This is a genomic window from Geobacillus zalihae (assembly GCF_030414215.1).
Taxonomy (GTDB): domain Bacteria; phylum Bacillota; class Bacilli; order Bacillales; family Anoxybacillaceae; genus Geobacillus; species Geobacillus zalihae.
In genome coordinates this window covers 2,484,152-2,510,151 of record NZ_CP129217.1, presented here as the reverse complement: position 1 = coordinate 2,510,151, position 26,000 = coordinate 2,484,152, and the positions used below count along the sequence as shown (strand labels likewise).

Genomic DNA, 26,000 nt, shown 5'->3' with positions numbered 1-26,000 from the left:
GAATGTCAGAGCAGTTCGTTACGATCAGCCAACATGTGCGAAACCCGCAGGAAGCGGCGGCGCTCTTTGGCGTCCATGACATCCATTTGAAGCGGATCGAGGAAGAGCTCGGCGTGTCGATTGTGACGCGCGGGGAAACGGTCAACGTCTCCGGCACGCCGCAGCAAGTTCAGCTCGTTGATGAATTGCTTCGCCATTTATTGATCGTCATTCGCAAAGGGGCGGCGGTCAGCGAGCGCGACGTTCTTTACGCCATTCAGCTTGCAAAAAAAGGAGCGCTTGACGGCCTTGTTCAGCTGTATGACGAGGAGATTACAAAAAACGCCAAAGGGAAGCCGATCCGCGTCAAAACGTTGGGCCAGCGCTATTATGTTGCAGCAATTGAACAGTATGACTTGACGTTCGGCATCGGCCCAGCCGGCACCGGAAAAACGTATTTGGCGGTCGTCATGGCGGTCAAGGCGTTAAAAAACGGCAGCGTCAAGCGCATCATTTTGACTCGTCCGGCCGTTGAGGCTGGAGAAAGCCTCGGCTTTTTGCCAGGCGACTTAAAAGAGAAGGTTGACCCGTATTTGCGCCCGCTGTATGATGCCTTAAACGATGTGTTGGGAGCGGAGTATACGCAGCGGTTGATTGAGCGCGGCACGATTGAAATCGCCCCACTCGCCTATATGCGCGGCCGGACGCTGGAGGATGCGTTCGTCATTCTTGACGAGGCGCAAAATACGACGCCAGCGCAAATGAAAATGTTTTTGACCCGGCTCGGCTTCGGCTCGAAGATGGTCATTACCGGCGATATTTCCCAAGTCGACTTGCCGAAGGGCGTCGAATCGGGGCTTTCGGTCGCCAAGCGCATTTTGGCCTCCATTGGCGGCATCGCCTTTGTGTTTTTGGAACAGTCGGATGTCGTTCGCCATCCGCTCGTCGCGAAAATTATTGACGCCTATGATGAGGCGGGCTTATAGAACGAGAGCGACGGGATCGGTCTTTTCTTGCAAAGCGAGGGGAAAACCGGTGGGAAGGTTTCGTTTTTTTCTTGAGCGGACAAAAACAGTCCGCTTTGTCCGCTTTTGGCTGTTTTTGCTTTTGGCTGTTCTGTTGTTTGCCGTTTTGTATGGGCAAGTGAAGCCGCGCCAGTATGAGCTGCGCCTGTTTGACGTCGCGAAGGAAACGATCCGTTCGCCGGTGACGGTCGAGGACAAAGAGGCGACCGCCAAGCTGAAAGAAGAGGCGGCGGCGAAAGTAGCGGATGTCTATACGTTAAAAAAAGAATATGCCGAAAACCGGGTCGACCTTCTTTCCTCGCTGTTTGCTGCAATTGAGAGCGTGCAGCGCGAGGCGGAGCCGGACCGCTCGCTCGGCGATATGATCGCCAAACTTGAGGAACGGCTGCCGCCGGAATGGCTTGCCTATCTGTCTGCCGCTGAATGGCAACGGTTGCTTGCCGCCTCGCCGGAGGAGCTCAAGACGGCGAAGGAAGCCGCCTTGACCGCGGTGCATGCCGTCATGAGCGAGCGCATTTCCCAAGCGGAACTTGACACGGCGCGGGCGGAAGCGGCCAAAGAGCTTGAATACGCTGCGCTGTCGCCGCCGCTTCGCGAGGCGGTCGCGAAGCTTTGCCGACAGGCGGTCATTCCGAACGTCGTCTACGATCGGGCGGCGACGGAAGAAAAACGGCGGCAGGCGATGGATGAAGTGAAGCCGGTGAAAATTTTGCAAGGGCAAGTGATCGTCGAGGAAGGACAGTTTATCACGAATGATGTTTACCGCCGGCTTGAGCTGGTCGGCTTGCTTGAGAGCGGGCGTCCGTCTTGGACCGCCGCTGGGCTTTTGGTGTTCGTTTTGTTGCTGCTTGCTCCGCTCATTTCCTATTTTCGGACGGAAACGACGAATGAAAAGCTGTCGCTTTATACAGCCATTTTTGCGTTGATGATGACGACAATGGCGCTCATTCGCCTTCTTCCATCTAGCGGCGCTGTTTCCATCGGTTACCTTGTGCCGGCGGCGTTCGGGCCGATGCTCGTCCGCATTTTGCTCGGAGAGCGGCTCGCGATGATGACGACCATCATCGGAGCAGTGTGCGGCAGTTTGCTGTTCAATGAGGAAATTGGAACGGCCGGCGCGGTGTCGGTGTCGTTGATTGTTTACTTTCTTGCCGGCGGCTTGGCCGGGACGTTTTGTCTGCCAAAGGAGCTGGCGAAAGCGAACATTTGGCGGGCCGGCGTGTTTGTCGCCGCGGTCAATATCGTTTCGCTTTTTTCGCTGTTGCTGTTAAAAAACGGCCGCTATTCGCCGACGGAAATCGGTTTGTTGGTGCTGATGGCGGCGGCCTCAGGGGTTTTTTCTGCCATTTTGACGATCGGTCTCTTGCCGGTGTTGGAGGCGGCGTTTGGCATTTTGTCGCCGCTTCGGCTCATTGAACTGTCCAATCCGAACCATCCGCTCTTGCGCAAGTTGCTCACTGAAGCGCCGGGGACGTACCATCATAGCATTATGGTCGCCAATTTGGCCGAAGCGGCGTGCGAGGCGATCGGCGCCGACGGCTTGCTGGCGCGCGTCGCCTGCTACTACCATGACATCGGCAAGACGAAGCGGCCGCGCTATTTCATCGAAAATCAAATAGGCGGCAATCCGCATGACCATTTGTCGCCGCAGTTGAGCAAAAATATTATTATCGCCCATGTCGCCGACGGCGTCGCTTTGCTGCGCAAGCACCGGCTGCCGAAGGAGATCATCGACATCGCCGAACAGCACCACGGCACGACGCTGCTGAAGTATTTTTATCATAAGGCGCGCGAGCAAACCGAGTTTGTCTCGGAAGCGGAGTTTCGTTATCCCGGGCCGAAGCCGCAGACGAAAGAAGCGGCGGTCATCAACATCGCCGACAGCGTCGAAGCGGCTGTTCGCTCGCTATCCAACCCGTCGCAGGAAAAAATCGAGAAGATCGTCCGGTCGATCATCGCTGATCGCTTGCAGGACAACCAGCTGAACGAGTGCGACATTACGCTGAAGGAGTTGGAACTCGTCGCCCGTTCGCTTTGCGAGACTTTAAACGGCGTCTTCCATTCGCGCATCGAATACCCAGAAGTACGAAAGGAAAAGGTGAAGCATGCATGACCATTCACATTGATTTTCTAGATGAAACGAACGAGGTGACCGCTGAGCAAATCGAGACGATCGAGCGGCTGCTCGCCGAGGCGGCGGCCCTTGAAAACGTGCCGGACGGGGCGGAGGTGAGCGTCACATTTGTGGACAACGAACGCATCCGCGCGATGAATCGCGACTATCGCGGCAAAGATGCGCCGACCGATGTGCTTTCGTTTGCTCTTGAGGAGGAAGGGGAAGAAGAGGTTCACATCGTCGGCGCTGATATGCCGCCGGTGCTCGGCGATATCGTCATTTCGATTCCGAAGGCGAAAGAGCAGGCGGCGGCCTATGGGCATTCGTTCATGCGCGAGCTCGGGTTTTTGGCTGTGCACGGTTTCTTGCACCTGCTTGGTTACGATCATGGGACAGAAGAGGAAGAGCGCGTCATGTTCGCCAAGCAGGAAGACATCTTGGCGAGGTTCGGGTTGACAAGATAATGCGCGGCAAACGAGAGCGAGACCGGTTTGCTTGGGCGTGGGCGGGAATGAAGGCGGCGGTGAAAGAGGAAGCTCATTTGCGCTTCCACTTGGCGGCCGCTGTTGTCGCCTTTGCCGCCGGGTGGGTCGTTGGGCTGTCGCGCTGGGAGTGGATCGTGCTGCTCATGACAGTCGGCACGGTCATTGCGCTTGAGCTCGTCAACACGGCTATTGAGCGCGCCGTCGATTTGGCGACGGGTGAGTTTCATCCGTTGGCGAAAGCGGCGAAAGACATCGCTGCCGCGGCGGTGCTCTCGGCGGCCGGATTTGCGGTTGTGATCGGCATTTTGCTGTTTTGGCCGCATCTTCGCTAAACGAATGAGAGAGAAAATTCTAATTTTTCTGTTACATTTTGATTTCAAATGATGAAATGGATGGCGTTTTTTTGTAAAATAAAAGAAAGCAGCGTTTGCTTGCAGGAAAGGAAGAGTCACTCGTGGAGATGGAGCAGCTCATTGCCGAAGCGAAAAAAGCGCGCGAACTCGCCTACGTGCCGTACTCGAAGTTTCCAGTCGGCGCCGCGCTGTTGACGAAAGGCGGCAGTGTGTACCGCGGCTGCAACATTGAAAACGCCGCCTACAGCGTGTGCAATTGTGCGGAGCGGACCGCGTTGTTTAAGGCATATTCGGAAGGGGAGAAGGAGTTTACGGCTCTTGCGGTCATCGCCGACACTCCCCGCCCGGTGCCGCCGTGCGGCGCATGCCGCCAAGTGATCGCCGAACTTTGCCACGGCGATATGAAAGTCATTTTAGCCAACCTCAAAGGCGATGTGAAAGTCATGACAGTCAGCGAATTGCTGCCAGAAGCTTTTTCAGCGGAGGATTTGCATGCGTAAAGAAGGATACAAATCAGGATTTGTTGCCATTATCGGAAGACCAAACGTAGGAAAGTCGACGTTTTTAAACCGCGTCATCGGGCAAAAAATCGCGATTATGAGCGATAAACCGCAAACGACGCGCAATAAGATTCAAGGCGTGTACACGGACGATGACGCGCAAATCATCTTTATCGACACGCCTGGGGTGCACAAACCGAAGCATAAGCTCGGCGACTTTATGATGAAAGTGGCGCTCAATGCGCTTCGCGAAGTCGATTTGATTTTGTTTATGGTCAATGCCGAGGAAGGATTTGGGCGCGGTGAGGCGTTCATCATCGAACGGCTGAAAGAAGTGGACACCCCGGTGTTTTTAGTCATCAATAAGATCGACCGCGTCCATCCGGATGAATTGCTGCCGCTCATTGACCGATACAAAGATTTGTACCCGTTTGCTGAAATCGTGCCGATTTCGGCGCTTGAAGGGAACAATGTCGACCGCCTGCTTGAGCAAATTAAAGAGCGGCTGCCGGAAGGGCCGCAATATTATCCGCCGGACCAGATTACTGACCATCCGGAGCAGTTTATCATCGCCGAGCTCATTCGCGAGAAAGCGCTTCACTTAACGCGCGAGGAAGTTCCGCACTCGATTGCTGTCGTCGTCGAACGCATCGAGCGGCGAGAAGGATCAGGAACGGTGTACATTAGCGCGGTGATCGTGGTGGAGCGCGATTCGCAAAAAGGAATCATCATCGGCAAGCAAGGCCGGATGCTGAAGGAAATCGGACAGCGGGCGCGCGCTGACATCGAAGCGCTGCTTGGATCCAAAGTGTTTTTAGAACTGTGGGTCAAAGTGCAAAAAGACTGGCGCAACCGTATGGCGCAGCTGCGTGATTTCGGGTTCCGTGAAGACGAGTATTGACGGTTAGAAAATTTTACGCGACATAAACCGTTTTTGCCTGAGCCAAGCTATAGGTAGACCACCAATACGCAATGCCTGCAGGCGGAAAGAGGTGTCATTCCATGCTTGAGTTCACGTGGAAGTTGTTTAGCCAAACAGGCAATATCGACACGTACCTCCTATTTAAAGAGTTGGAACGAGAGCAACAGTTTGGCGGTGAAGAGCAAAACGCTGAACAGAACGAAATCGACCAGCCGATCTCGTAGCATCGTTGTTGGTAGAAGCGGTGGTGATGGGATGTTCGAAACGTGTGAAGCGATCGTCATGCGGACGGTCGATTATGGCGAAACAAATAAAATTGTCACATTGTTTACCCGAGAATGGGGAAAGGTGGCTGCGATGGCAAGGGGAGCGAAAAAGCCAAGCAGCCGCCTTTCTGCTGTTACGCAGCCGCTCTCATACGGCCATTATGTCATCCGCCGCAGCCGCGGCGTCGGCGTTCTTCACCAGGGAGAGCTCATCGACTCGATGCGGGCGCTGCGCGAAGATTTGTTTGCCGCCGCCTATGCGGTGTATATTGTAGAGCTCACCGACAAAAGCACGGAAGAGCAAAAGCGCAATCCGTACTTGTTTGAGCTTCTTTTGCAGACACTACAATATATGAGCGAAGGCCGCGATTTAGAGATTTTGACGTTCATTTACGAAATGAAAATGCTTGCAGTGCTTGGCATTCCGCCGGTGCTGGACCGTTGCGCCCGCTGCGGGGCGACGGAGGGGCGCTTCTCGTTTTCCGTCAAGGAGGCGGGCTTCCTTTGCCATCGCTGCGAGGCGTCCGATCCCCATCGGTTCCCGCTCTCTTCGGCTTCCGTCCGGCTGTTGCGCCTCTTTTTTCATATCGATCTTGCTCGGCTTGGGTCCATATCGGTGAAAGAAAGCACAAAGATGGAGCTGGGCGCCGTATTGTCCGCCTATTATGATGAATATGCCGGCCTGTCGCTGAAGACGAAGCGTTTTTTGCAGCAAATCGGTGAACTGAAAGACAAGCTCAGCCCCGACGGAGGGCAAGGAGCATCATTTTCATTGTGAATGGGGCGTGTAGTATAATATAAATGAGAGTGATAGCGTGTGGGACCTTTTTTGGCAAGGTGGTGAACGACGATCGAACTAAATAAACGCCAAGAGCAGATTTTGCAAATTGTGAAAGACTACGGGCCGATCACCGGAGAAAGCATCGCGGAGAAACTGAACTTGACGAGGGCGACGCTGCGGCCGGATTTGGCCATCTTGACGATGGCTGGCTACTTGGAAGCGCGGCCGCGCGTCGGCTATTTCTATACGGGAAAAACCGGCAAGCAGCTGTTCGCCGATAAAATGAAAAAGATGAAAGTCGAGGATTACCAATCGATTCCGGTTGTCGTCAATGAGAATGTGAGCGTATATGATGCGATCGTCACAATGTTTCTAGAGGACGTCGGCACGCTGTTTGTCGTCGATGACGAGTCGTTGCTTGCGGGCGTTTTGTCGCGCAAAGATTTGTTGCGCGCAAGCCTTGGCAAGCAGGAACTGACGGCGATCCCGGTCAATATTATTATGACGCGGATGCCGAACATCGCCGTTTGCTACAAGGACGACCCGCTCATTGACGTGGCTGAACAGCTGATTGAAAAACAGATCGATGCTATGCCGGTCGTGCGCAAAACGGAGAAAGGATATGAAGTGATCGGCCGTATTACGAAAACGAATATAACGAAAGCATTCGTGTCGCTAGCCAAAGAGGACTAATCCAAACAAAGGAGGAGAAGAATGAACCAGCGCCTTGTTTATGTCGTATCCGATTCCGGCGGGGAAACGGCCGAGCTTGTCGTCAAAGCGGCGGCCAGCCAGTTTCACGCCTCGCCGATTCAAGTGAAACGCGTCCCGTATGTGGAAGATAAAACGACATTGGCTGAAGTCGTCGCTTTAGCGAAAATGAACCGCGCCATTATCGCGTTTACGCTCGTCGTTCCGGAGATGCGGGAATTCTTGCTCGCCGAAGCGGCGCGCGAAGGGGTCGTCGCATACGATATCATCGGTCCGCTCATTGAAAAGATGAGCCATTTGTTCCAGCTGACGCCAAGATATGAGCCGGGTCAAGTGCGCGTACTTGACGAAGATTACTTCAAAAAGATTGAAGCGATCGAATTTGCCGTCAAATACGATGACGGGCGCGACCCGCGCGGCATTTTGCGCGCCGATATCGTGCTCATCGGCGTATCGCGCACATCGAAAACACCGCTGTCGCAATATTTGGCGCATAAGCGGCTGAAAGTGGCGAATGTGCCGATCGTTCCAGAGGTCGAGCCGCCGGAGCAGCTGTTTCGAGTCGGTCCGGGGAAATGCTTCGGCTTGAAAATCAGTCCGGATAAACTGCTTTCGATCCGCCGCGAGCGGCTGAAATCGCTCGGCCTGAACGACCAGGCGATTTACGCCAATATGGATCGAATCAAAGAGGAGCTCGCTTATTTTGATGAAGTCGTGAAAAAAATCGGCTGCGACGTCATCGATGTGACGAACAAGGCGGTCGAAGAGACGGCGAGCATCATTATGAAAAAGTTGAAGCGCTAGCTTCGCCTCATCCGCACGATTTCTTGATTGGAGTCGTGCGTTTTCTTATGGCATATTGCCGCCACTTATATTATAATAAAAAATTGCGAGAAAAATGACCTATATAGGTTTAGAGCGGCCATGAGACGAGTAAACTATTTATAGCCGCTTGTCAAGAAGAACGAAAAAAAGATTTTCGACAAAGTTGTCAATCATTCGGCAAAAAAGCAGGATTTTTTTGCGATGGTGTAGAATAATAGGGGGTGTAAAGCAACCCTTGCTTTGAGAGCGCGGTCATCTGTTGCATAAGATCGTCAAGAAAAAAGTGAAATTTTCTTTTTCTTGCTGAAATATAATATACCGAAGCGCATCTTCGAGATGCACCGCTCTGATGAATCTTTGTCCAGACGGCGGGCTGAGGGGCGGGAAGCGGATGATCAAGCCAGCCGACTTTACGGGCAAGGGGGCGAAACGAACGTTTTGAAAAAATTTGTCGAAATGGAAAGGAAAATCGGCTTGCTGCCGAGAATAAATACGATACGGGGTTGTTCGTATGGGACATCGCATTCCCGAGGAAACGATTGAAGCCATCCGCCGCGGCGTTGACATCGTTGACGTCATTGGCGAATACGTCCAGTTGAAAAAGCAAGGCCGCAACTATTTTGGCTTATGCCCGTTTCACGGAGAAAAGACGCCATCGTTTTCCGTTTCCCCAGAAAAGCAAATTTTCCACTGCTTCGGCTGCGGGGCAGGGGGGAATGCCTTTACGTTTTTAATGGATATCGAAGGCATTCCGTTTGTGGAAGCGGCGAAACGTCTTGCGGCCAAAGCAGGGATCGACTTGTCCGCCTATGAGCTGGACGGCCGCGGGAGTGATGGCAGCCGAGCCGACGAGGCGAAGGCGATGGTCGAAGCACACACGTTGTTGAAACGATTTTACCATCATTTGCTTGTCCATACAAAAGAAGGACAAGCCGCGCTCGATTATTTGCAGGTGCGCGGGTGGACAAAAGAAACGATCGACCGATTTGAAATCGGCTATGCGCCGGATGTTCCTGATGCCGCCGTCAAGCTGCTGGAGAGCCGTTCGTTTCCGTTGGTGTTGATGGAAAAGGCGGGCTTGTTGGTGAAAAAAGAAGACGGGCGATACGTCGACCGCTTCCGGAATCGGATTATGTTTCCGATCCATGATCATCGCGGCGAGACGGTTGGTTTTTCCGGCCGTCTGCTCGGCGACGGGCAACCAAAGTACATGAACAGCCCAGAAACGCCGATTTTCCGCAAAGGCACGCTTTTGTATTTTTTTCACGAGGCGCGCGTGTCAATCCGCAAGCGTCAAGAGGCGCTGCTCGTTGAAGGGTTTGCCGATGTCATCTCTGCCGTGCAGGCCGGCGTTGACTATGTGGTGGCAACGATGGGAACGTCGCTGACCGAGGAGCAGGCACGCATTTTGCGCCGCCATGCGGAAACGGTCACGATTTGCTATGACGGCGACAGCGCCGGAACGGAAGCCGCCTGGCGCGCCGCCGAACAATTGAGCGCGTTCGGGTGCCGCGTGAAGGTAGCGTTGCTCCCGGACGGGCTGGATCCAGATGAATATATACGCACTTCTGGCGCCGACCGTTTTGCCGAAGAGATCGCCGCCGCCCGGCCGCTCATGGCGTTTAAAATGGATCGTTTGCGGCGGGGAAAAAATTTGCAGGAAGAAGGCGACCGGCTCCGTTATATCGAGGAAGCGCTCCGAGAAATCAGCAAGCTGTCGAGCCCGGTGGAAAAAGATTATTATATGCGCCAGCTTGCGGATGAGTTTTCGTTGTCGCTCTCCGCGCTTTACGAACAGTTGTCCCGCTCCAAGCCGGAACAGCCAAAGCCGCAGGTGAATGACGGCGGAAAACCGGTCCGGCCGGCATTGACGAAAAAATTGCTTCCGGCCTTTCAAAATGCCGAGCGGTTGCTGCTTGCCCATATGATGCGGAGCCGCGATGTGGCGTTCATCGTTCAGGAGAAGGTCGGCGGCCGATTTAATATCGAAGAGCATCGGGCGTTGGCTGCTTACATTTACGCCTTTTACGAAGAGGGGCATGAAGCCGACCCCAGCGCGCTCATGTCTCGGCTTCCCGGCGAGTTGCGGACGCTGGCGAGCGAGCTGTCGCTTTTGTTGGTCGCAGACGACGTTTCCGATCGGGAGCTTGCCGATTGCATCCGGCATGTGTTGAATCACCCGAAATGGTTAATGCTAAAGGAAAAAGAGCAAGAAAAGACGGAAGCGGAGCGAAGAAAAGACTTTTTGACGGCCGCCCGCATCGCGAAAGAGATGATTGAGATGAAAAAAATGTTATCTTCTTCATAACATGGTGGTATGAGTTTTTAAAGGAGGTAATGAAATGGCTGAAAAACCAGCCCAATCAAAGCAGGCTGAAGCTGCCGGCGAATCGCTTGAACAAGTGAAAGAGCAACTCGCTGAGCTCGGCAAAAAGCGGGGGATCCTCACCTATGAGGAAATCGCTGAGCGGTTGTCTGGCTTTGATTTGGACTCCGACCAGATGGATGAGTATTATGAATACCTCGCTGAGCAGGGCATTGAAGTGATCAGCGAATCCGACCTTGAAGCCGATCCGGACATCGACGACTTGGCCAAAGAGGAAGAATTCGACTTAAATGACTTGTCCGTTCCTCCCGGCGTCAAAATCAATGACCCGGTGCGCATGTACTTGAAGGAGATCGGCCGCGTGCCGCTGTTGTCGGCGGAAGAAGAAATCGAGCTGGCGAAACGGATCGAGCAAGGCGATGAAGAAGCGAAACGCCGGCTGACGGAAGCGAACCTCCGCCTCGTCGTCAGCATCGCCAAACGGTATGTCGGCCGCGGCATGCTCTTTCTTGATTTGATTCAAGAAGGGAACATGGGGCTGATCAAGGCGGTCGAAAAGTTTGACTATCGGAAAGGCTACAAGTTCAGCACGTACGCGACCTGGTGGATCCGCCAAGCCATCACAAGGGCGATCGCCGATCAGGCGCGGACGATCCGCATCCCGGTTCATATGGTCGAAACGATCAATAAACTGATCCGCGTCCAACGGCAATTGCTCCAAGACCTCGGGCGCGAACCAACGCCGGAAGAAATCGCCGAGGAAATGGATTTGACACCGGAAAAAGTGCGGGAAATTTTGAAAATCGCTCAAGAACCGGTGTCGCTCGAGACGCCGATCGGCGAGGAAGATGACTCGCATCTTGGCGATTTCATCGAAGACCAAGACGCGACATCGCCATCCGAGCACGCTGCTTACGAGCTGTTGAAAGAGCAGCTCGAAGATGTGCTTGATACGCTGACGGATCGCGAGGAAAATGTGCTGCGTCTCCGCTTCGGGCTTGACGACGGACGGACGCGGACGCTCGAAGAAGTCGGCAAAGTGTTCGGCGTGACGCGCGAACGCATCCGTCAAATTGAAGCCAAAGCGTTGCGCAAGCTGCGCCATCCAAGCCGCAGCAAACGGCTGAAAGACTTTTTAGAGTGACCGTTTTGTTCGATAGTTTACTTCTTCGGAAGTAAACTATTTTTTCTTTCTTTATGGGAAAGGTGGTCTATCTATGAATCGGCAACGACGGGAAACGATCATCCAAGAAATCGAATATTGGAAACGTTCGCGCCTTCTGCCGGAACATTATTGCGACTATTTGCTCGCGTTGTACACGGAAGGAGACGCCCGTTCGCACGGACGACGGTGGCGCAGCTCGCTCGCCGCTGGTCTCTGTTTATTGCTTCCAGCCGCTGCTCTTGTCATTTATTTTACTGAATTGTCATTCGTTTTGCAAACGCTCCTTTTCGCCCTATTTTTGGCTGCCTGCTTGTTCTTTTGTTGGCGGTGGCGGAACAAGCGAGAGCTCCTTCACTTTCCGCTCATCGGAAGCGCCTGGATTTTGCTTATGGCATCCATTCTTGAGGTTGATCGGTATTTTCCCAGGCAAACGGGTGCGCTAGTAGCTGTCGTGCTCGGAAACTGTGTTCTCTGGTTTGTTGTCGGCCGCCTGCTTCACCTTCGCTACTTTTCGCTCGCCGCTGTCAGCGGGGTGTTGCTTGTAACCGCCGCCATCTGGTGGCGCTGAGGCGTGTTGTTGCCTTTTCGGCAACTTAGGGCTTTTCCTTGTCCATTATTTACAGTAAAATAAAATTGTTTGCAGCGTTCTTCATTATACATAAGGGAGGTAAAAGAGATGAACCGCAATCCGCTCATCCCGTTTTTCATCATCATGGCATTCGGGATTGTGCTGACGTTCGTCTTGTCGTTTAAAGGGCTAGGCGATGCGAAGGAAATGGCCAAAGAGAAAAAAGGCGGCGAAAAAACGGAACAAACGGCCGAATTCAACCCAGAACAGTTTTACCAACAAACGTGTTCTGGCTGTCACGGCCAAAACTATGAAGGCGGCGTCGGTCCATCGTTGAAAGGGGTCGGGCAACGGCTGTCGATGGACCAAATTAAAGACGTCATCCAACACGGGCGCGGCAACATGCCGCCAGGGCTTGTGCCGGCGGATAAAGCCGATGCCATGGCGAAATGGCTCGCCGGTTTAAAATAATGGATGGTGAACATCCCTTTGCTTTTTGGCAAGGGGATGTTTTGTTTAGTACAATAGAGGCGCGCGGTGTTGGAGAGGAAAGGAGGGGAAGGCGAACCGCCTTCGCGCTGCAGGTGGCGGAAGGTTGGTTGCCATTGCGGTGCTATGAACGAATTTCGCCTGTCGAAACGGCTGGAAACGGTCGCCTCATTCATTCCAAAAGGGGCGGTGCTTGCTGACATCGGGTCGGATCATGCGTATTTGCCTTGCTATGCCTGCTTGCACGGCTGCGCATCAAAAGCCATTGCCGGCGAGGTGGCGGACGGACCGTTCCGCCTAGCGCAGCAGCAAGTCGAGAAGTCCGGGCTTTCTCATCTCATTTCCGTGCGCAAAGGGGATGGGCTTTCGATCCTTGCCCCGGGGGAGGCGGACTGCATCACGATCGCCGGCATGGGTGGGGCGCTTATCGCCCGCATTTTGGGCGACGGAAAGGAAAAGCTTGCCGGTGTCAAACGGCTCATTTTGCAACCGAACATCGGTGCGGAACTTGTTCGCCGTTGGCTTCTTGATCATGGGTGGGAGCTCGTGGCTGAGCGCATTTTGAAAGAAGATGGGCAAATTTATGAAGTACTCGTCGCCGAGCGCGGCGACGCCCGGCGGCCGTACCGACATCTTGAGGCGGAGCTGCTCCTTGGGCCGTTTTTGCGCCGGGAAAACAGCGAGGTGTTCCGCGAAAAATGGCAGCGCGAGATTGAAATTTGGAAACGGATCATCGCTGATTTGACGGCCAAAGGGCAAAGTGAAGCGGCTGAGCGGAAAAAGCGTGAACTGGAGAGAAAAGTTCAATTGGTGGAGGAGGCGTTGTTATGAGCCGCGTTCCGTACGGCTATGAAATCATTCAGCTTCTTGAGCAGCTTGCTCCGAAACAGTTGGCGATGGAAGGGGATCGGATCGGTCTGCAAATCGGGACGCTAAACAAGCCGGTCAAAAAAGTGATGATCGCTCTTGATGTGCTCGAAGATGTCGTTGTCGAAGCGATCGATCAGCAAGTGGATTTAATCATCGCCCACCACCCGCCTCTGTACCGCCCGCTGAAGCAATTGCTGACTGATGATGGGCACGGGCGGATGATCGCCGCGTGCATCAAGCATGACATTGCGGTGTACGCCGCCCATACGAATTTGGATGTGGCCGATGGCGGTCTGAACGATTGGCTTGCCGAGGCGCTCGGCTTAAACGATACGGCTGTGCTTGTGCCGACGTATACCGAACCGTTGAAAAAGCTCGTTGTTTATGTGCCGGTGACGCATGCTGAGGTGGTGCGGAAGGCCTTAGGCGATGCCGGCGCCGGGCATATCGGCCGCTACAGCCATTGCACGTTCAACAGCCGCGGCGTCGGCACGTTTTTGCCGCACGAAGGGGCGCGGCCGTTCATCGGCGAGCAAGGGCGGCTCGAGGAAGTTGAGGAAGTGCGCATCGAAACGATCGTGCCGGCCTCTCTTGAACGGGAAGCGATTCAGGCGATGCTGGCTGTTCATCCGTATGAAGAAGTGGCCTATGATCTTTATCCGCTTGACAACGAGGGGCGCCGCTTTGGGCTTGGCCGCATCGGGAGGCTGCCGCAGCCGGTGACGCTTGGCGCTTTTGCCGAGCAGGTGAAAACGGCGTTTTCCGTTCCGGCGGTGCGCGTCGTTGGCCGGCTGGATGATCTCGTGCAAACGGTCGCGGTGCTTGGCGGGGATGGGAATAAGTTTGTCGCTGCCGCCGCATCGGCCGGGGCGGACGTATACGTGACAGGGGATGTGTATTACCACACCGCCCATGACGCCCAGGCGCTCGGCCTTCACATCATTGATCCGGGACATCATGTAGAAAAAATCATGAAAGAAGGCGTAGCCCGATACTTAATCACTGAGCTCTCGAAACGTCAATGGGAGGCAGAAGTGGTTGCTTCCAGCGTCCATACTGATCCGTTTCAGTTCGTATGAACGGCCAACGAAAAAGGCTGTCCTGGATGAGCGGTTCAACCGTTTGTCCAAGACAGCCTCTCTTTATGGATGAAACAACCGTCACTCTTCTTTCTTTGTTTTCACTTTCGGCAAGATTTTTTGCAGCGGCACTTTCCGTTCCCTCTTCCATGTCGATGGGTCGTTCGGGTCAAACTGCTCCAAAAAGTCGATCACTTCTTTCGTAATCGGCGTCGGGGTGGAAGCGCCGGCGGTGACAGCGACTTTTTTCGCATCTTTAATCCAGTTGATGTCGATTTCCGTCACATCAGCGACGCGATACGCCTTCGTGCCGGCGATCTCTTCCGATACTTGGGCGAGGCGGTTCGAGTTGTTGCTGCGCGGGTCGCCGACGACGATCGTCACATCGGCTTCCTTCGCCTGCTCAGCGACCGCCTCTTGTCGAAGCTGGGTGGCCAGGCAAATTTCTTTATGCATTTCCACGTGCGGGTATTTTTCTTTCACTTTCGCCATGATGTCGGCGACGTCCCATTGGCTCATCGTCGTTTGGTTCGTCACCATGATGCGCTCATTGTGAATGGACAGCTGTTCGACATCATCGATGGTTTCCACAAGATGGATTCTTTCCGGATTGATGCCGACCGCTCCTTCCGGTTCCGGATGTCCTTTTTTGCCGATATAGATGATATCGTAGCCATCGGCGAGCTTTTGTTCGATGAGCCGATGCGTTTTTGTCACATCGGGGCATGTCGCATCAATCGTGACAAGTCCCTTTTCGAGCGCTCGTTTTTTCACTTCCGGTGAGACGCCGTGGGCGGTGAAAATGACGGTGCCATGGTCGATTTTTTCCAAAATTTCCAAACGATTTTCTCCATCGAGCGTGATGATGCCTTCTTCGGCAAACGCGTCCGTGACGTGCTTATTATGGACGATCATGCCGAGAATGTAAATCGGACGCGGCAAAGATGGGTCCAACGCCGCGTTGCGGGCGATGACCATTGCATCGACCACCCCGTAGCAATACCCGCGCGGGGTAATTTTAATCACTTCCATCATATTCCCTCCCTGCCGCCGGTTGTGCGGCGGTTGTTCACCTTCCATTATATCGGAGCACCGGGGAGAAGACAAAGAATAACCGCCCTAAACAGCGGGTGCGCTAGGGCGGGGAAAGAAACTAGATATACAGTTTCGGCTTGGACGGCTTCGGGGCGGCCGGTGCTTCTTTTTCTTGCGGCTCTTCGCGCTTTGCCTGCGGAACGGAGCGTTTTTTTGGCGCCTTGGCGGCCGGCTTTTGTTTCGTTTCGTTGGCCGGTGCGCTTTCCGACGTTGTTTCGCCTTCCCCTTCATCGGCCGGTTTCAACTCGCGGAAAATGCGGATCATCGCCGGAAGATTGCGGATGAGCGGTCCATACTGTTGCACCATCGGCATGACGTTTTGTGCGATGCCAAGCATTTTTTGCACGTTGTTTAACATGCCAACCAAGCCGCCGCCCGTGTTGGATGCGGCGGTGTTAGCGGCGTTGGACAAAAACGGCAGCCCCCACGGAGACGATGCAGCAGCCGGCGGCTGCCCGCGCGAAAACAAGCGGGCCAAGAAGCCGCCGGGGCCGCTGGGGCCAAAAGGCGGCGCCGGCATGCGGGCGAACGGGGCTGGCGGCCTTCCGGCAAACGGAGAAGGCATCATCGGGGGCCGACTGTATCTCATAGCAGCTTCCTCCTTTCGGTCGTGCGGATGAACGAATGTCCTCCTTTCTACAATATGCGGGCAAGGCGGGAAAGGTTTGTTGCAGGATCGTCTTTAGTTGCGGCAGGGGGCAGCGATTCGCTATAATGGTGAAGCGGACGAAGCGGTGCCCATATGCCATTTGAAACGTTAACGTTTACGCTCTTTTATGGAGCCAGCCGGTATTGGATCGACTGTCGGGTGACCGAACCATACTGCTTCCAGACCGATGCATGGATTTGTGAAACGGTTGGTTGTTCCGTCGCGTCAAAGCTTGCCGCCGACAGTCGGAAAAATAGACGGCACGCTTTTGGGCCAACGAGATGGGAAACCTTCCAGTTGCGTTTATTTCATAGAAGGGAGTGGTGCTTGATGACAGAAACGCAGTTTACTCGTTTTCCGTTTCAACCGTTTATCATCGAAGCGATCAAGACGCTTCGTTTTTATAAACCGACGGAAATTCAAGAGCGCATCATTCCGGGGGCGCTGCGCGGCGAAAGCATGGTCGGCCAATCGCAAACCGGAACGGGAAAAACACATGCGTACTTATTGCCGATCATTGAAAAAATCAAGCCGGAACGCGCCGAAGTGCAAGCCGTCATCACGGCACCGACGCGCGAGTTAGCGACGCAAATTTATCACGAAACGCTGAAAATTACGAAGTTTTGCCCGAAAGATCGGATGATCGTCGCCCGTTGCTTGATCGGCGGGACGGATAAGCAAAAAGCGCTCGAAAAGCTCAACGTGCAGCCGCATATTGTCATCGGCACGCCGGGGCGCATCAACGATTTCATTCGCGAGCAGGCGCTTGATGTGCATACGGCCCACATCCTTGTCGTCGATGAAGCTGACTTGATGCTCGATATGGGCTTTATCACGGATGTCGACCAAATCGCCGCCCGGATGCCGAAAGACTTGCAAATGCTCGTCTTTTCAGCGACGATTCCGGAAAAGCTGAAGCCGTTTTTGAAAAAATATATGGAAAACCCGACCTTTGTCCACGTCGACCCGAAGCAGACGGCGAACGAAAACATCGAACATGTGCTCATCCCGCTGCGCGGACGCGAGAAAACAAAACTTCTCCGTGATGTGCTCCTCAGCTACAACCCGTATTTGGCCATCGTATTTGTCAACACAAGGAAAATGGCTGACGAGGTCGCCGACCGTCTCGCTGAGCAAGGGTTGAAAGTCGGCGTGCTGCACGGCGATTTGACGCCGCGCGAGCGGAGAAAGATGATGAATCTCATCCGCGATTTGGAGTTTCAATATGTCGTCGCGACCGATTTGGCGGCGCGCGGCATCGATATTGAAGGCGTCAGTCATGTCATCAACTACGAGTTGCCTGATGATCTGCAGTTTTATATTCACCGCGCCGGACGGACGGCGCGCGCTGGCTATAGCGGCATTGCGGCGACGATTTACGAGCCGTCTGACCAAGATGCGATTGCCCGGTTGGAAAAAATGGGAATTTCGTTTGTCCACCGTGATCTCGTGCGCGGCGAATGGAAGGAGCTGCCGCCGTGGAACCGGCGGAGCAAGCGGGCGGGCGAAAAAGATGACGAACTGGCGCTGCTTTTCGCCAAACTGAAAAAAACGAAGCAGGTGAAGCCGGGCTACAAAAAAAAGTTGCGCGCGGAGCTGGAGAAGAAGAAAAAGCGGCTTGGCCGCTTCAAAAAATCATAATCGCCGTCCGCCTTTAACGCAAAGAAAAGGGAGAGAAGAACATGTTAAAAATCGGTTCACATGTTTCCATGAGCGGAAAGAAAATGCTGCTGGCCGCCAGCGAGGAAGCGGCCTCCTACGGAGCGAACACGTTTATGATTTACACCGGGGCGCCGCAAAACACAAAGCGCAAGTCGATTGAAGAGCTCAACATCGAAGCCGGGCGCCAGCATATGCAAGCGCACGGCATCGAAGAGATTGTCGTCCACGCCCCGTATATCATCAATATCGGCAATACGACCAATCTCGATACGTTTTCGCTGGGCGTCGACTTTTTGCGCGCGGAAATCGAGCGGACGGAAGCCATTGGAGCCAAACAGCTTGTGCTCCATCCAGGCGCTCACGTCGGCGCAGGGGTGGAAGCCGGACTTCGCCAAATTATTCGTGGACTGAATGAAGTGTTGACGCGCGAACAGAACGTGCAAATCGCCCTAGAAACGATGGCCGGCAAAGGGTCGGAATGCGGGCGGACGTTTGAGGAGCTCGCGTACATTATCGACGGCGTCGCCTATAATGATAAGCTGTCCGTTTGCTTTGATACATGCCATACGCATGACGCCGGCTATGACATCGTCAACGATTTTGACGGCGTCCTTGAGGAGTTTGACCGGATCATCGGTCTCGGGCGGCTGAAAGTACTGCACATCAACGACAGCAAAAACCCGCGCGGCAGCCGGAAAGACCGCCATGAAAACATCGGTTTCGGCCATATCGGGTTTGCTGCGCTCAACTATATCGTCCATCACCCGCAGCTTGAGGATATTCCGAAAATTTTAGAAACCCCATACGTGGGCGAGGACAAACACAACAAAAAACCACCGTACAAGCACGAAATCGCCATGCTGCGGGCGCAGTCGTTCGATGACCAGTTGCTTGAAAAAATCAACGCTGGAGCGGAATGAGAAAAGGGCTATGCGCCCTTTTATTTTTTTTGCACGAATTTCAAAAACAGCTCGTTCGCTTTTCGAGCGATGTCCGGCGAGGTGATTTTCGCTAACTCTCGCACCCATTTTTTCCGCTCCTCGGGGTCAAAGACGTTAATGTCGTTCGTCCGGGCGAGATGAAGAATTTGTTTCGCTTGGCTCGTCGTGATGGGCAAGCCGTACTCTCGGCTGTACGCAACGAGTTCTTCCGGGGTGATCGTTTTCAATTTTTGCTTGACAAGCTGTTGGTAAATGTTCATCGCAGCCGCCTCCTTGCTTCTGTTCCATCATATGACGTGAATGGAAAAGGCGTGTATGGTATAATAGAAAAAACAAAAAGGGAAAGGGTGGTAAGTTTGGCGCCAAAACAGCATAAAAAAGAACCGCTAGGCCATGTGTTGTATCGGGTGTTGATGATCGCCATCGGCGCCTCTTTGGCGGCGTTTGCCATCGAGCGGCTGCTCGTTCCGAACAAAATGATCGACGGCGGCATCATTGGCATATCGCTGATTCTGGACTACTTGACTCCGGACGAATGGCGGCTGCTCAATTTCGCCACGCTCGTCATCCTCTTAAACGCCCCGTTCATGTATTTCGGCTACAAGCAAATCGGGAAAACGTTCATGCTGTCAACGATTTTAGGCGTCGTGATCCTCGGCGTCACCGAACGGCTGTTTCACCATCTTTCCCCGCTGACGACCGAGCCGATTTTAGCCACCGTTTTTGGCGGGTTGTCGCTCGGTCTTGGCGTCGGATTGGTCATCCGTCATGGCGGATCGCTCGATGGGACGGAAATTTTGGGGATTTTGATGACGAAAAGAATCCCGTTTTCGGTCGGCGAGTTTGTCATGTTTGTCAACGTTTTTATTTTTGGCTGGGCGGCGTTTGTGTTTGGCCTCGAGCCAGCCATGTATTCGGTGATGACGTACTACATCGCCTCAAAAACGATCGATGCGGTCATTGAAGGGCTTGACGAGACGCGGGCGGCCTTTATTGTGACCGATCATTATGAGGAAATTTCCGACGCCATTTTGCACCGGCTCGGCCGCGGGACGACGAAATTGCTCGGCAAAGGCGGATATACGGACGAGCAAAAGGAAATCATTTATGCAGTCGTCACGCGCTTGGAAGTGACAAAACTAAAATCGATCGTCAATGAAATCGACCCAGATGCGTTCATCACCATTATGCCGACGCATGAAGTGCGCGGCGCCCGCTTTAAATCAGCGATTCATTGAGGTTTACAAAACGCGGATGGTGGGGTATACTTGCATAGTGAAGCAAATCGGAATGATTCTGAATTAGCAAGGGAGAACCGCCATGGAAAATGGGCTTGTTGTGCAAATTGAGGATGTGTCGTTCCGCTATGAAAACGAGAACGTGCTTGAGCATGTTAGTTTAACGGTGCCGAAAGGGGCATTTTTAGGATTGGTCGGCCCGAACGGCTCGGGAAAATCGACGTTGCTCAAATGTGTGCTCGGCTTGTTAAAACCGAACAGCGGCCGCATTTTTTTGTTCGGCGAGCCGATTGAATCGTTTCGCGAATGGCATCGAATCGGTTTCGTGTCGCAAAAAGCGAACAGCTTCAACCGCAGCTTTCCGGCGACGGTTGAGGAAGTGGCGGCGAGTGGGTTGGCGGCCAAACGCGGCTTATTTCGGCCGCTGACACACGAAGACCGCCGTGCGGTCGAAGCGGCGCTCGCGGCCGTTGGGTTGAGCGGCCTGGCAAAGCGCAATATCGCGGAGCTGTCCGGCGGCCAGCAACAACGGGTATTTATCGCCCGCGCACTGGCGAGCAAGCCGGATTTGCTCATTTTAGACGAGCCGACGGTCGGCGTGGATGCGCGCCATGTGCATGAATTTTACGAACTGCTCGGCGACTTGAACCGCCGCGGCTTAACGCTTATCTTAGTGACGCATGACATCGGGACGATCACGGACCGGGTGACCGATATCGCCTGTTTGAACAAGCGCCTCTATTTCCATGGAAAGGCGGAAGAGTTCGAACATCTTGGCAACGAGGCGATTTCGCAGTTTTATGGCCATCCGCTCCACGTTCTCTCTCACGAGCATGAACGAGCGGAATGAAACGGTGACGGTGGAGGAATGACACGTGTGGGAAGCCATTTGGCAATACGAATTTTTGCGCAATGCGTTTGTTGCCGGCGTTTTGACCGGTTTTACGGCGCCATTGCTCGGCGTTTTTATTGTCGTTCGGCGGCTGTCGCTCATCGCTGATGCATTGAGTCATGTGACGCTTGCGGGCATTGCCGCCGGGCTCTTGCTTGAAAAAACGATTCCGGCAGCCGCGAGCTGGAACCCGCTTTACATCGGAATGGGGTTTTCCGTCGTCGGGGCGCTGTTTATCGAAAAGCTGCGCGCTGTGTATCGGCATTATGAAGAGCTTGCGATTCCAATCGTGTTGTCGTCCGGTCTTGGCTTGAGCGTCATTTTCATTTCGATGGCCAACGGGTTTACGACCGATTTGTTTTCGTATTTATTCGGCAGCGTCAGCGCCGTCAGCCGTGCTGACGTTTGGACAGCGTTTGCTGTCGCCGCAGCTGCCGCGATCGTGATTTTGACGTTTTACAAAGAGCTGTTTCTTCTTTCCTTTGACGAGGAATACGCCCGTGTCTCCGGCGTTCGCACCACATTGATCCATTTTTTGTTTATTGTGCTTGTTGCGCTCGTCATTGCTGCATCGATGCGCACCGTCGGCGTGCTCCTCATCTCGTCGCTCATGACGCTGCCGGTGGCGGCGAGCATCCGCATCGCCAAAAGTTTTAAACAGGTGATCGGGCTTTCGATTTTGTTCGGGGAGCTGGCCGTCATCGCCGGGCTCTGGGCGGCGTATGAGCTAGACTGGGCGCCGGGTGGAACGATCGTCATCGCAGCGGTTGTCATTTTGCTTTTCGCACTCGGATGGAAAAGGGGGCGGCAGCGATGAATATCGACGAAGCGTTGCAGTTGATGAAAGAGAAAGGATTTAAATATACGGAAAAACGGAGACAAATGCTTGAGTTGTTTGCCGAAAGCGACAAATACTTGACGGCCAAAGACGTGCTTGAAGCGCTCCGTCCCCTCTATCCGGGCTTGAGCGTTGATACCGTGTACCGCAATTTGTCGCTCTTTGCGCTGCTTGGCATTTTGGAAATGACCGAGCTTTCCGGGGAGAAACATTTCCGTTTTGCCTGCGGCGCCCGCCGCCACCACCATCATTTCATTTGCATCCAGTGCGGAAAAACGAAGAAGATTGACGCTTGTCCGATGGATGGGCTTGCGGCGCAGCTCGATGGGTATGAGATCACGGACCATAAGTTTGAAATTTACGGCACATGTCCGCAATGTCAACAGAGGGGCTGATCCCAAAACGCATTCGCGTTTTGGATCAGCCCTTTGTTTATGGCTGGAGGCGCTGTTCGATTTCTCGCTTTGCTTCAAGCCAGTTATTGACGCGGATGACGTTTTCGGGGAGCGGGCCTTGGTTGTACGGGGTGTCAAACAAAATGACGGGAATGCCGCATGTTTCGGCGATTTCGCAGGCATTATCGTACTTGTCTTCAAAGAAGGCCGACAGCTTATATTGGCGGACGGCGGCGATTTTGTCGTGCGACCCAATCAGATCAATATGGTGGTAATGGACGCCGTGCCGCCGGAACCAGCGCTCGGTGAGATCGTACAAATGGCGGCCGCGGGCGCTGATGTAATACAGCTCGTATTTGTCTTTCCAGCTGTCAATCACCTCAAGCGCATAGCGGGCAAGCGGAGCCCTCTCATAAATATCCGCTTCGTTTTCCTCAAGCCAGCGGTCCATTTCTTCCTCCGCCACGCCGTATAACGGCGCCAAATTGTATTGCGTAATGTCGTGTAATGCGAGCTCTTTGCCGAATGCTTCGTTTAAATACGGAATGAACGTGCTCGGACATGTCACCGTGCCGTCAATGTCGATGCCAAGCCGTTTTTTCACCGCTTCATCCTCCTGTTAGAAAATATTCACACTGATAAAATAACGCCGGTTTCTCATACTAATAATGCTTCTTACTTTAGGAAAGCGAGGGAAGCATATGGCAGACGACCGCGAGCGCACGTATAACGGAAGTTACGTGCAATCGATCGGAAAAGAGGAACCAGAACGCAATTTTATGGAAGAAACAGCGGCGGAAGTCGCTGAACCGATTCGCCGCGGCGACGAACGGGACGAAGAACGCGCGGACGGCGCCGGGCTCGGCTGGCTCGCTTTGGCCCTGTCCATCATCGCCTTGTTTATTTGGCCGATTTTGTTAGGGGCGGCCGGCATTATTGTCGGGTTTATCGCGCGCCGGCGCGGCGCAGAGACGCTCGGTGCGTGGGCCATCGGCATCGGCGTCATCGCTATTCTCGTCCGCCTGTTTATTATGCCGTTTTATACGTAAAAAGCGAGGGTGTCCCCAAGCGGGGACGCCCTTTCTCGTTGTGCAGGAACCTTCCGCTCATTGGGCGGCGCTGCCTTTCAGAGCGGCTTTGTTTTCCTTTTGCTTTGCAAAGTATTCTTCCGCCAGCTTGTCGATTTCTTTTTTCAGTTCTTCCACCATTTGCTCTTCCGGTACTTTTCGGACGATTTTGCCGTGGCGGAACAACAAGCCTTCGCCACGGGCGCCGGCAATGCCGATGTCGGCTTCCCGTGCTTCCCCTGGTCCGTTGACGGCGCAACCGAGCACGGCGACTTTGATTGGCGCCTTAATTTTGGCGATATAGTCTTCGATTTCATTGGCGATGCTGATCAAATCGATCTCAATCCGCCCGCACGTCGGGCAGGAAATGAGCGTCGCCGCATTGGAAGCGAGTCCGAACGTTTTTAAAATTTCGCGCGCCACTTTTACCTCTTCAACCGGGTCGGCGCTTAACGAAACGCGGATCGTATTGCCGATGCCTTTGCTTAAAATGGCGCCGAGTCCAACCGCGCTTTTGATCGTGCCGGAGAAAAGCGTGCCCGCTTCGGTGATGCCGACATGGAGCGGGTAGTCGAACGTGCGCGCCGCTTTTTCGTACGCTTCAATGGCGAGGCGTACGTCGGACGCCTTTAACGAAACGATAATATCGTGAAAATCAAGTTCTTCTAAAATGCGGATATGATATAAGGCGCTCTCAACCATGCCGTCGGCTGTTGGATATCCATATTTTTCTAAAATGCGTTTTTCCAGCGATCCAGCGTTGACGCCGATGCGAATCGGTACGCCGCGCTCTTTCGCTGCTTTCACGACCGCTTCGACTTTTTCGCGGCGCCCGATGTTGCCTGGATTGATGCGGATTTTATCGACGCCGCCTTCGATCGCTTTCAGCGCCAATTTATAGTCAAAGTGGATGTCGGCGACAAGCGGGATGTTGATTCGCTTTTTGATTTCCGGTATGGCCTCAGCCGCCCGCTCGTCCGGGCAGGCGACGCGGACGATTTGGCACCCCGCTTCCTCGAGACGGTGGATTTGCGCCACCGTCGCTTCGACATCGTGCGTTTTTGTCGTCGTCATGCTTTGAATGATGACTTCGTTGTTGCCGCCGATTGTCAGCGGACCGACGCGGACCGGCCGAGTCTTTGAACGATGGATGATTTCACCCACGGGAATTCGCTCCTTTTGCATTCAAGTCGCTTTCTGCATTATTGTAACAGTGCCATCCGCCGTTTGACAAGCGATTCGCCGGTTAGCGATAGATCGGCACTTTATAAGTTTTCCCGATTTTTAATGTTTGCGCATGTTCGCCTGGATTTAACCGTTCAAAATCACGGATCAGCTGCTCGAGCGGAACGGGCAATGGGCCGTTGAGTTCTTTCTCGATGATGGACAACAACGTATCGCCAGGGCGAATGGTCACCGTCCGGTACGGGATGGCCGCCTGTTTCGACTGGACAACGGCTGCCGCTGTTTCAGATGAAGGGTGAAGCGTTCCGATGACAAGGTCGCGGTAAACGATATAACTGGAAAGAAAGAGAAGCAGGAGAAACATGAATTTTTTCATGACGCTTCCTCCGCATGCGTATATCTATTTCATATGTATGCTTGTCCAGCGAAAATATGTCTTCCTTAGCAAGGTCGTTGAGTTCATGAGGAAAACACTTCAACAAAAGAATGTCTCCAATTTGAAAAACGGCATCACCGTTCTTCTTTGCCTTCAAGGCTCGCTTGACGGCTTTTTGAAAATATTCCTGTTTTTTGTCTTTACAGAAACTTAACAACTGCTTTATAAGGGCCTAACAATGTCTCGCTACAATGGTCTTGTACGTTGAAAGTACGAAAACAAAACGGGGGGATTTCTGAATGTGGAGCAAACGAGTCAAATTGGGATTGGCCGCCTTGTTGATGACCGGCGTTTTGGCCGGCTGCGGGCAGACTGAAAAGAACAACGCGGGCGGCAATGAAGGAACGGCAAAGAAAGAAGAAACCTACTCCGGCACCATTGCACTAGCGGGATCTACAGCGCTTCAGCCGCTGGCAGAGGAAGCGGCAAACGCGTTTATGGAAAAGTATCCGGACGTATCGATCACCGTTCAAGGCGGCGGCAGCGGTACGGGCGTCAACCAAGTGGCAGCCGGCGCCGTGCAAATCGGCAACTCGGATGTGCCGGCGGCGGAAAAGCTGGACGACAAATCGAAAGCGTCAGAGCTTGTTGACCATAAAGTGGCCGGCATCGCCTTTGCGATTGTGGTCAACGACGATGTGAAGGTCGATAATTTAACGACGAAGCAAATTCAAGATATTTTCAGCGGAAAGATTAAAAACTGGAAAGAAGTCGGCGGACCAGATGAAGCCATTCACGTGATCAACCGTCCGGCGTCATCGGGTACGCGGGCGACATTTGAGAAAACGATCATGAAAGGCGTAAAAATCGATGATTCCATCGGTACGGTGCAAGATTCGAACGGAGCGGTCGAACAGGCGATCAGCTCGACGCCGGGCGCTGTCAGCTATGTAGCCATGTCGTATTTAATTGGGGAAAAGAAAAACTTGAAAACGGTCAAAATTGACGGCGCGGAACCGACGGTGGAAAACATCCGCACGGAAAAGTACCCGTTTTGGTCGTATGAATACATGATTACCAAAGGGGAAGCGAAGGAAGAAGTGCGAGCGTTTATCGACTTTGTCAAGAGCGAAGAATTTGCGCCGACCGTTAAAAAGATGGGGTATATCCCGATGACGGAATTGGAGTAGAGAAGGGCGGAA

At 53.6% G+C, this 26,000-nt stretch carries 30 protein-coding genes; 24 read left to right on the top strand and 6 right to left on the bottom strand.

Going from position 1 to position 26,000, the window contains the following annotated elements:
- Positions 1–2: 2 nt before the first annotated feature.
- From QWV57_RS12710 to QWV57_RS12635, 16 genes are all read left to right on the top strand, one after another.
- Complete coding sequence (locus QWV57_RS12710) at positions 3–965, top strand: PhoH family protein (RefSeq protein WP_011231973.1); 963 nt, start codon at positions 3–5, stop codon at positions 963–965.
- 49 nt (positions 966–1,014) lie between these two features.
- The gene (locus QWV57_RS12705; protein WP_033004711.1) at positions 1,015–3,117 is read left to right on the top strand and encodes an HD family phosphohydrolase; all 2,103 of its coding nucleotides are present in this window, start codon (positions 1,015–1,017) and stop codon (positions 3,115–3,117) included.
- Entirely contained in the window at positions 3,114–3,584 is a 471-nt protein-coding gene (ybeY, locus tag QWV57_RS12700; RefSeq protein WP_011231971.1) for an rRNA maturation RNase YbeY, read from the top strand. Before QWV57_RS12705 ends, ybeY begins: the two co-directional genes overlap by 4 nt.
- The gene (locus tag QWV57_RS12695; protein WP_015375433.1) at positions 3,584–3,937 is read left to right on the top strand and encodes a diacylglycerol kinase family protein; all 354 of its coding nucleotides are present in this window, start codon (positions 3,584–3,586) and stop codon (positions 3,935–3,937) included. The genes ybeY and QWV57_RS12695 overlap by 1 nt, the downstream gene beginning before the upstream one ends.
- 122 nt (positions 3,938–4,059) lie before the next feature.
- Entirely contained in the window at positions 4,060–4,458 is a 399-nt protein-coding gene (locus QWV57_RS12690; protein WP_015375432.1) for a cytidine deaminase, read from the top strand.
- A complete protein-coding gene (gene era / locus QWV57_RS12685; protein ID WP_015375431.1) occupies positions 4,451–5,359 on the top strand; it encodes a GTPase Era in 909 nt (302 codons plus the stop codon). The genes QWV57_RS12690 and era overlap by 8 nt, the downstream gene beginning before the upstream one ends.
- Before the next feature lie 101 nt (positions 5,360–5,460).
- A complete protein-coding gene (locus tag QWV57_RS12680; protein WP_015375430.1) occupies positions 5,461–5,604 on the top strand; it encodes a YqzL family protein in 144 nt (47 codons plus the stop codon).
- A 31-nt stretch (positions 5,605–5,635) separates the two neighbouring features.
- Positions 5,636–6,424 carry a DNA repair protein RecO gene (gene recO, locus QWV57_RS12675; RefSeq protein ID WP_011231966.1) on the top strand — a complete coding sequence of 263 codons (789 nt, stop codon included), beginning with the start codon at positions 5,636–5,638 and terminating at the stop codon, positions 6,422–6,424.
- Positions 6,425–6,526: 102 nt separating this feature from the next.
- Complete coding sequence (gene ccpN, locus QWV57_RS12670) at positions 6,527–7,120, top strand: transcriptional regulator CcpN (RefSeq protein ID WP_011231965.1); 594 nt, start codon at positions 6,527–6,529, stop codon at positions 7,118–7,120.
- 21 nt (positions 7,121–7,141) lie between these two features.
- Entirely contained in the window at positions 7,142–7,942 is an 801-nt protein-coding gene (locus QWV57_RS12665) for a pyruvate, water dikinase regulatory protein (RefSeq protein WP_011231964.1), read from the top strand.
- A gap of 532 nt (positions 7,943–8,474) precedes the next feature.
- Positions 8,475–10,271 carry a DNA primase gene (dnaG, locus tag QWV57_RS12660; protein ID WP_301099945.1) on the top strand — a complete coding sequence of 599 codons (1,797 nt, stop codon included), beginning with the start codon at positions 8,475–8,477 and terminating at the stop codon, positions 10,269–10,271.
- Positions 10,272–10,305: 34 nt separating this feature from the next.
- Positions 10,306–11,433, top strand: a complete 1,128-nt coding sequence (gene rpoD / locus QWV57_RS12655; RefSeq protein ID WP_011231962.1) for an RNA polymerase sigma factor RpoD — start codon at positions 10,306–10,308, stop codon at positions 11,431–11,433.
- Positions 11,434–11,506: 73 nt separating this feature from the next.
- Positions 11,507–12,022 carry a hypothetical protein gene (locus tag QWV57_RS12650; RefSeq protein WP_042381086.1) on the top strand — a complete coding sequence of 172 codons (516 nt, stop codon included), beginning with the start codon at positions 11,507–11,509 and terminating at the stop codon, positions 12,020–12,022.
- A gap of 108 nt (positions 12,023–12,130) precedes the next feature.
- Positions 12,131–12,493, top strand: coding sequence for a cytochrome c550 (gene cccA, locus QWV57_RS12645; RefSeq protein WP_011231960.1), 363 nt, complete (start codon positions 12,131–12,133; stop codon positions 12,491–12,493).
- Between the two features lie 144 nt (positions 12,494–12,637).
- The gene (locus tag QWV57_RS12640) at positions 12,638–13,342 is read left to right on the top strand and encodes a tRNA (adenine(22)-N(1))-methyltransferase (protein WP_060787708.1); all 705 of its coding nucleotides are present in this window, start codon (positions 12,638–12,640) and stop codon (positions 13,340–13,342) included.
- Positions 13,339–14,460, top strand: coding sequence for a Nif3-like dinuclear metal center hexameric protein (locus QWV57_RS12635; protein WP_060787707.1), 1,122 nt, complete (start codon positions 13,339–13,341; stop codon positions 14,458–14,460). Before QWV57_RS12640 ends, QWV57_RS12635 begins: the two co-directional genes overlap by 4 nt.
- An 81-nt stretch (positions 14,461–14,541) precedes the next feature.
- Here QWV57_RS12635 and QWV57_RS12630 read toward each other — a convergent pair whose 3' ends face one another.
- Together QWV57_RS12630 and vrrA are read right to left on the bottom strand one after the other, a co-directional pair.
- Positions 14,542–15,492 carry a 4-hydroxy-3-methylbut-2-enyl diphosphate reductase gene (locus tag QWV57_RS12630; protein WP_015375424.1) on the bottom strand — a complete coding sequence of 317 codons (951 nt, stop codon included), beginning with the start codon at positions 15,490–15,492 and terminating at the stop codon, positions 14,542–14,544.
- A gap of 121 nt (positions 15,493–15,613) precedes the next feature.
- A complete protein-coding gene (gene vrrA, locus QWV57_RS12625) occupies positions 15,614–16,144 on the bottom strand; it encodes a VrrA/YqfQ family protein (RefSeq protein WP_015375423.1) in 531 nt (176 codons plus the stop codon).
- Positions 16,145–16,534: 390 nt separating this feature from the next.
- On the opposite strand from vrrA, the gene QWV57_RS12620 reads away from it, so the two are divergent.
- On the top strand, positions 16,535–17,845 hold the full coding sequence (locus tag QWV57_RS12620) for a DEAD/DEAH box helicase (protein WP_015375422.1): 1,311 nt from the start codon (positions 16,535–16,537) through the stop codon (positions 17,843–17,845).
- Between the two features lie 41 nt (positions 17,846–17,886).
- Positions 17,887–18,786, top strand: a complete 900-nt coding sequence (locus QWV57_RS12615; RefSeq protein WP_014196359.1) for a deoxyribonuclease IV — start codon at positions 17,887–17,889, stop codon at positions 18,784–18,786.
- 20 nt (positions 18,787–18,806) lie between these two features.
- Here QWV57_RS12615 and QWV57_RS12610 read toward each other — a convergent pair whose 3' ends face one another.
- Positions 18,807–19,067 carry a DUF2624 domain-containing protein gene (locus tag QWV57_RS12610; protein ID WP_011231953.1) on the bottom strand — a complete coding sequence of 87 codons (261 nt, stop codon included), beginning with the start codon at positions 19,065–19,067 and terminating at the stop codon, positions 18,807–18,809.
- 96 nt (positions 19,068–19,163) lie between these two features.
- On the opposite strand from QWV57_RS12610, the gene QWV57_RS12605 reads away from it, so the two are divergent.
- The 4 genes from QWV57_RS12605 (at position 19,164) to QWV57_RS12590 (ending at position 22,170) form a co-directional block, all read left to right on the top strand.
- Positions 19,164–20,045 (top strand): YitT family protein, encoded by an 882-nt coding sequence (locus QWV57_RS12605; protein ID WP_013144722.1) that lies wholly within the window; start codon positions 19,164–19,166, stop codon positions 20,043–20,045.
- Between the two features lie 82 nt (positions 20,046–20,127).
- Positions 20,128–20,895, top strand: a complete 768-nt coding sequence (locus QWV57_RS12600; protein WP_011231951.1) for a metal ABC transporter ATP-binding protein — start codon at positions 20,128–20,130, stop codon at positions 20,893–20,895.
- Positions 20,896–20,920: 25 nt separating this feature from the next.
- The gene (locus QWV57_RS12595) at positions 20,921–21,754 is read left to right on the top strand and encodes a metal ABC transporter permease (RefSeq protein WP_060787703.1); all 834 of its coding nucleotides are present in this window, start codon (positions 20,921–20,923) and stop codon (positions 21,752–21,754) included.
- Positions 21,751–22,170, top strand: coding sequence for a Fur family transcriptional regulator (locus tag QWV57_RS12590; RefSeq protein WP_060787702.1), 420 nt, complete (start codon positions 21,751–21,753; stop codon positions 22,168–22,170). Before QWV57_RS12595 ends, QWV57_RS12590 begins: the two co-directional genes overlap by 4 nt.
- A gap of 37 nt (positions 22,171–22,207) precedes the next feature.
- On the opposite strand, the gene QWV57_RS12585 is transcribed toward QWV57_RS12590, so the two are convergent.
- Positions 22,208–22,774 carry a hypothetical protein gene (locus QWV57_RS12585; protein WP_060787701.1) on the bottom strand — a complete coding sequence of 189 codons (567 nt, stop codon included), beginning with the start codon at positions 22,772–22,774 and terminating at the stop codon, positions 22,208–22,210.
- Positions 22,775–22,871: 97 nt separating this feature from the next.
- Here QWV57_RS12585 and QWV57_RS12580 point away from each other — a divergent pair, with 97 nt between their 5' ends.
- The gene (locus tag QWV57_RS12580; RefSeq protein ID WP_011231947.1) at positions 22,872–23,219 is read left to right on the top strand and encodes a hypothetical protein; all 348 of its coding nucleotides are present in this window, start codon (positions 22,872–22,874) and stop codon (positions 23,217–23,219) included.
- 57 nt (positions 23,220–23,276) lie between these two features.
- On the opposite strand, the gene ispG is transcribed toward QWV57_RS12580, so the two are convergent.
- A complete protein-coding gene (gene ispG / locus QWV57_RS12575; protein ID WP_021322333.1) occupies positions 23,277–24,401 on the bottom strand; it encodes a flavodoxin-dependent (E)-4-hydroxy-3-methylbut-2-enyl-diphosphate synthase in 1,125 nt (374 codons plus the stop codon).
- A gap of 82 nt (positions 24,402–24,483) precedes the next feature.
- Complete coding sequence (locus QWV57_RS12570; RefSeq protein WP_060787700.1) at positions 24,484–24,798, bottom strand: protein YqfZ; 315 nt, start codon at positions 24,796–24,798, stop codon at positions 24,484–24,486.
- Between the two features lie 299 nt (positions 24,799–25,097).
- Between QWV57_RS12570 and QWV57_RS12565 the strand changes: the two genes are divergently transcribed.
- On the top strand, positions 25,098–25,988 hold the full coding sequence (locus tag QWV57_RS12565) for a phosphate ABC transporter substrate-binding protein PstS family protein (protein WP_011231943.1): 891 nt from the start codon (positions 25,098–25,100) through the stop codon (positions 25,986–25,988).
- Positions 25,989–26,000 lie beyond the last annotated feature (12 nt).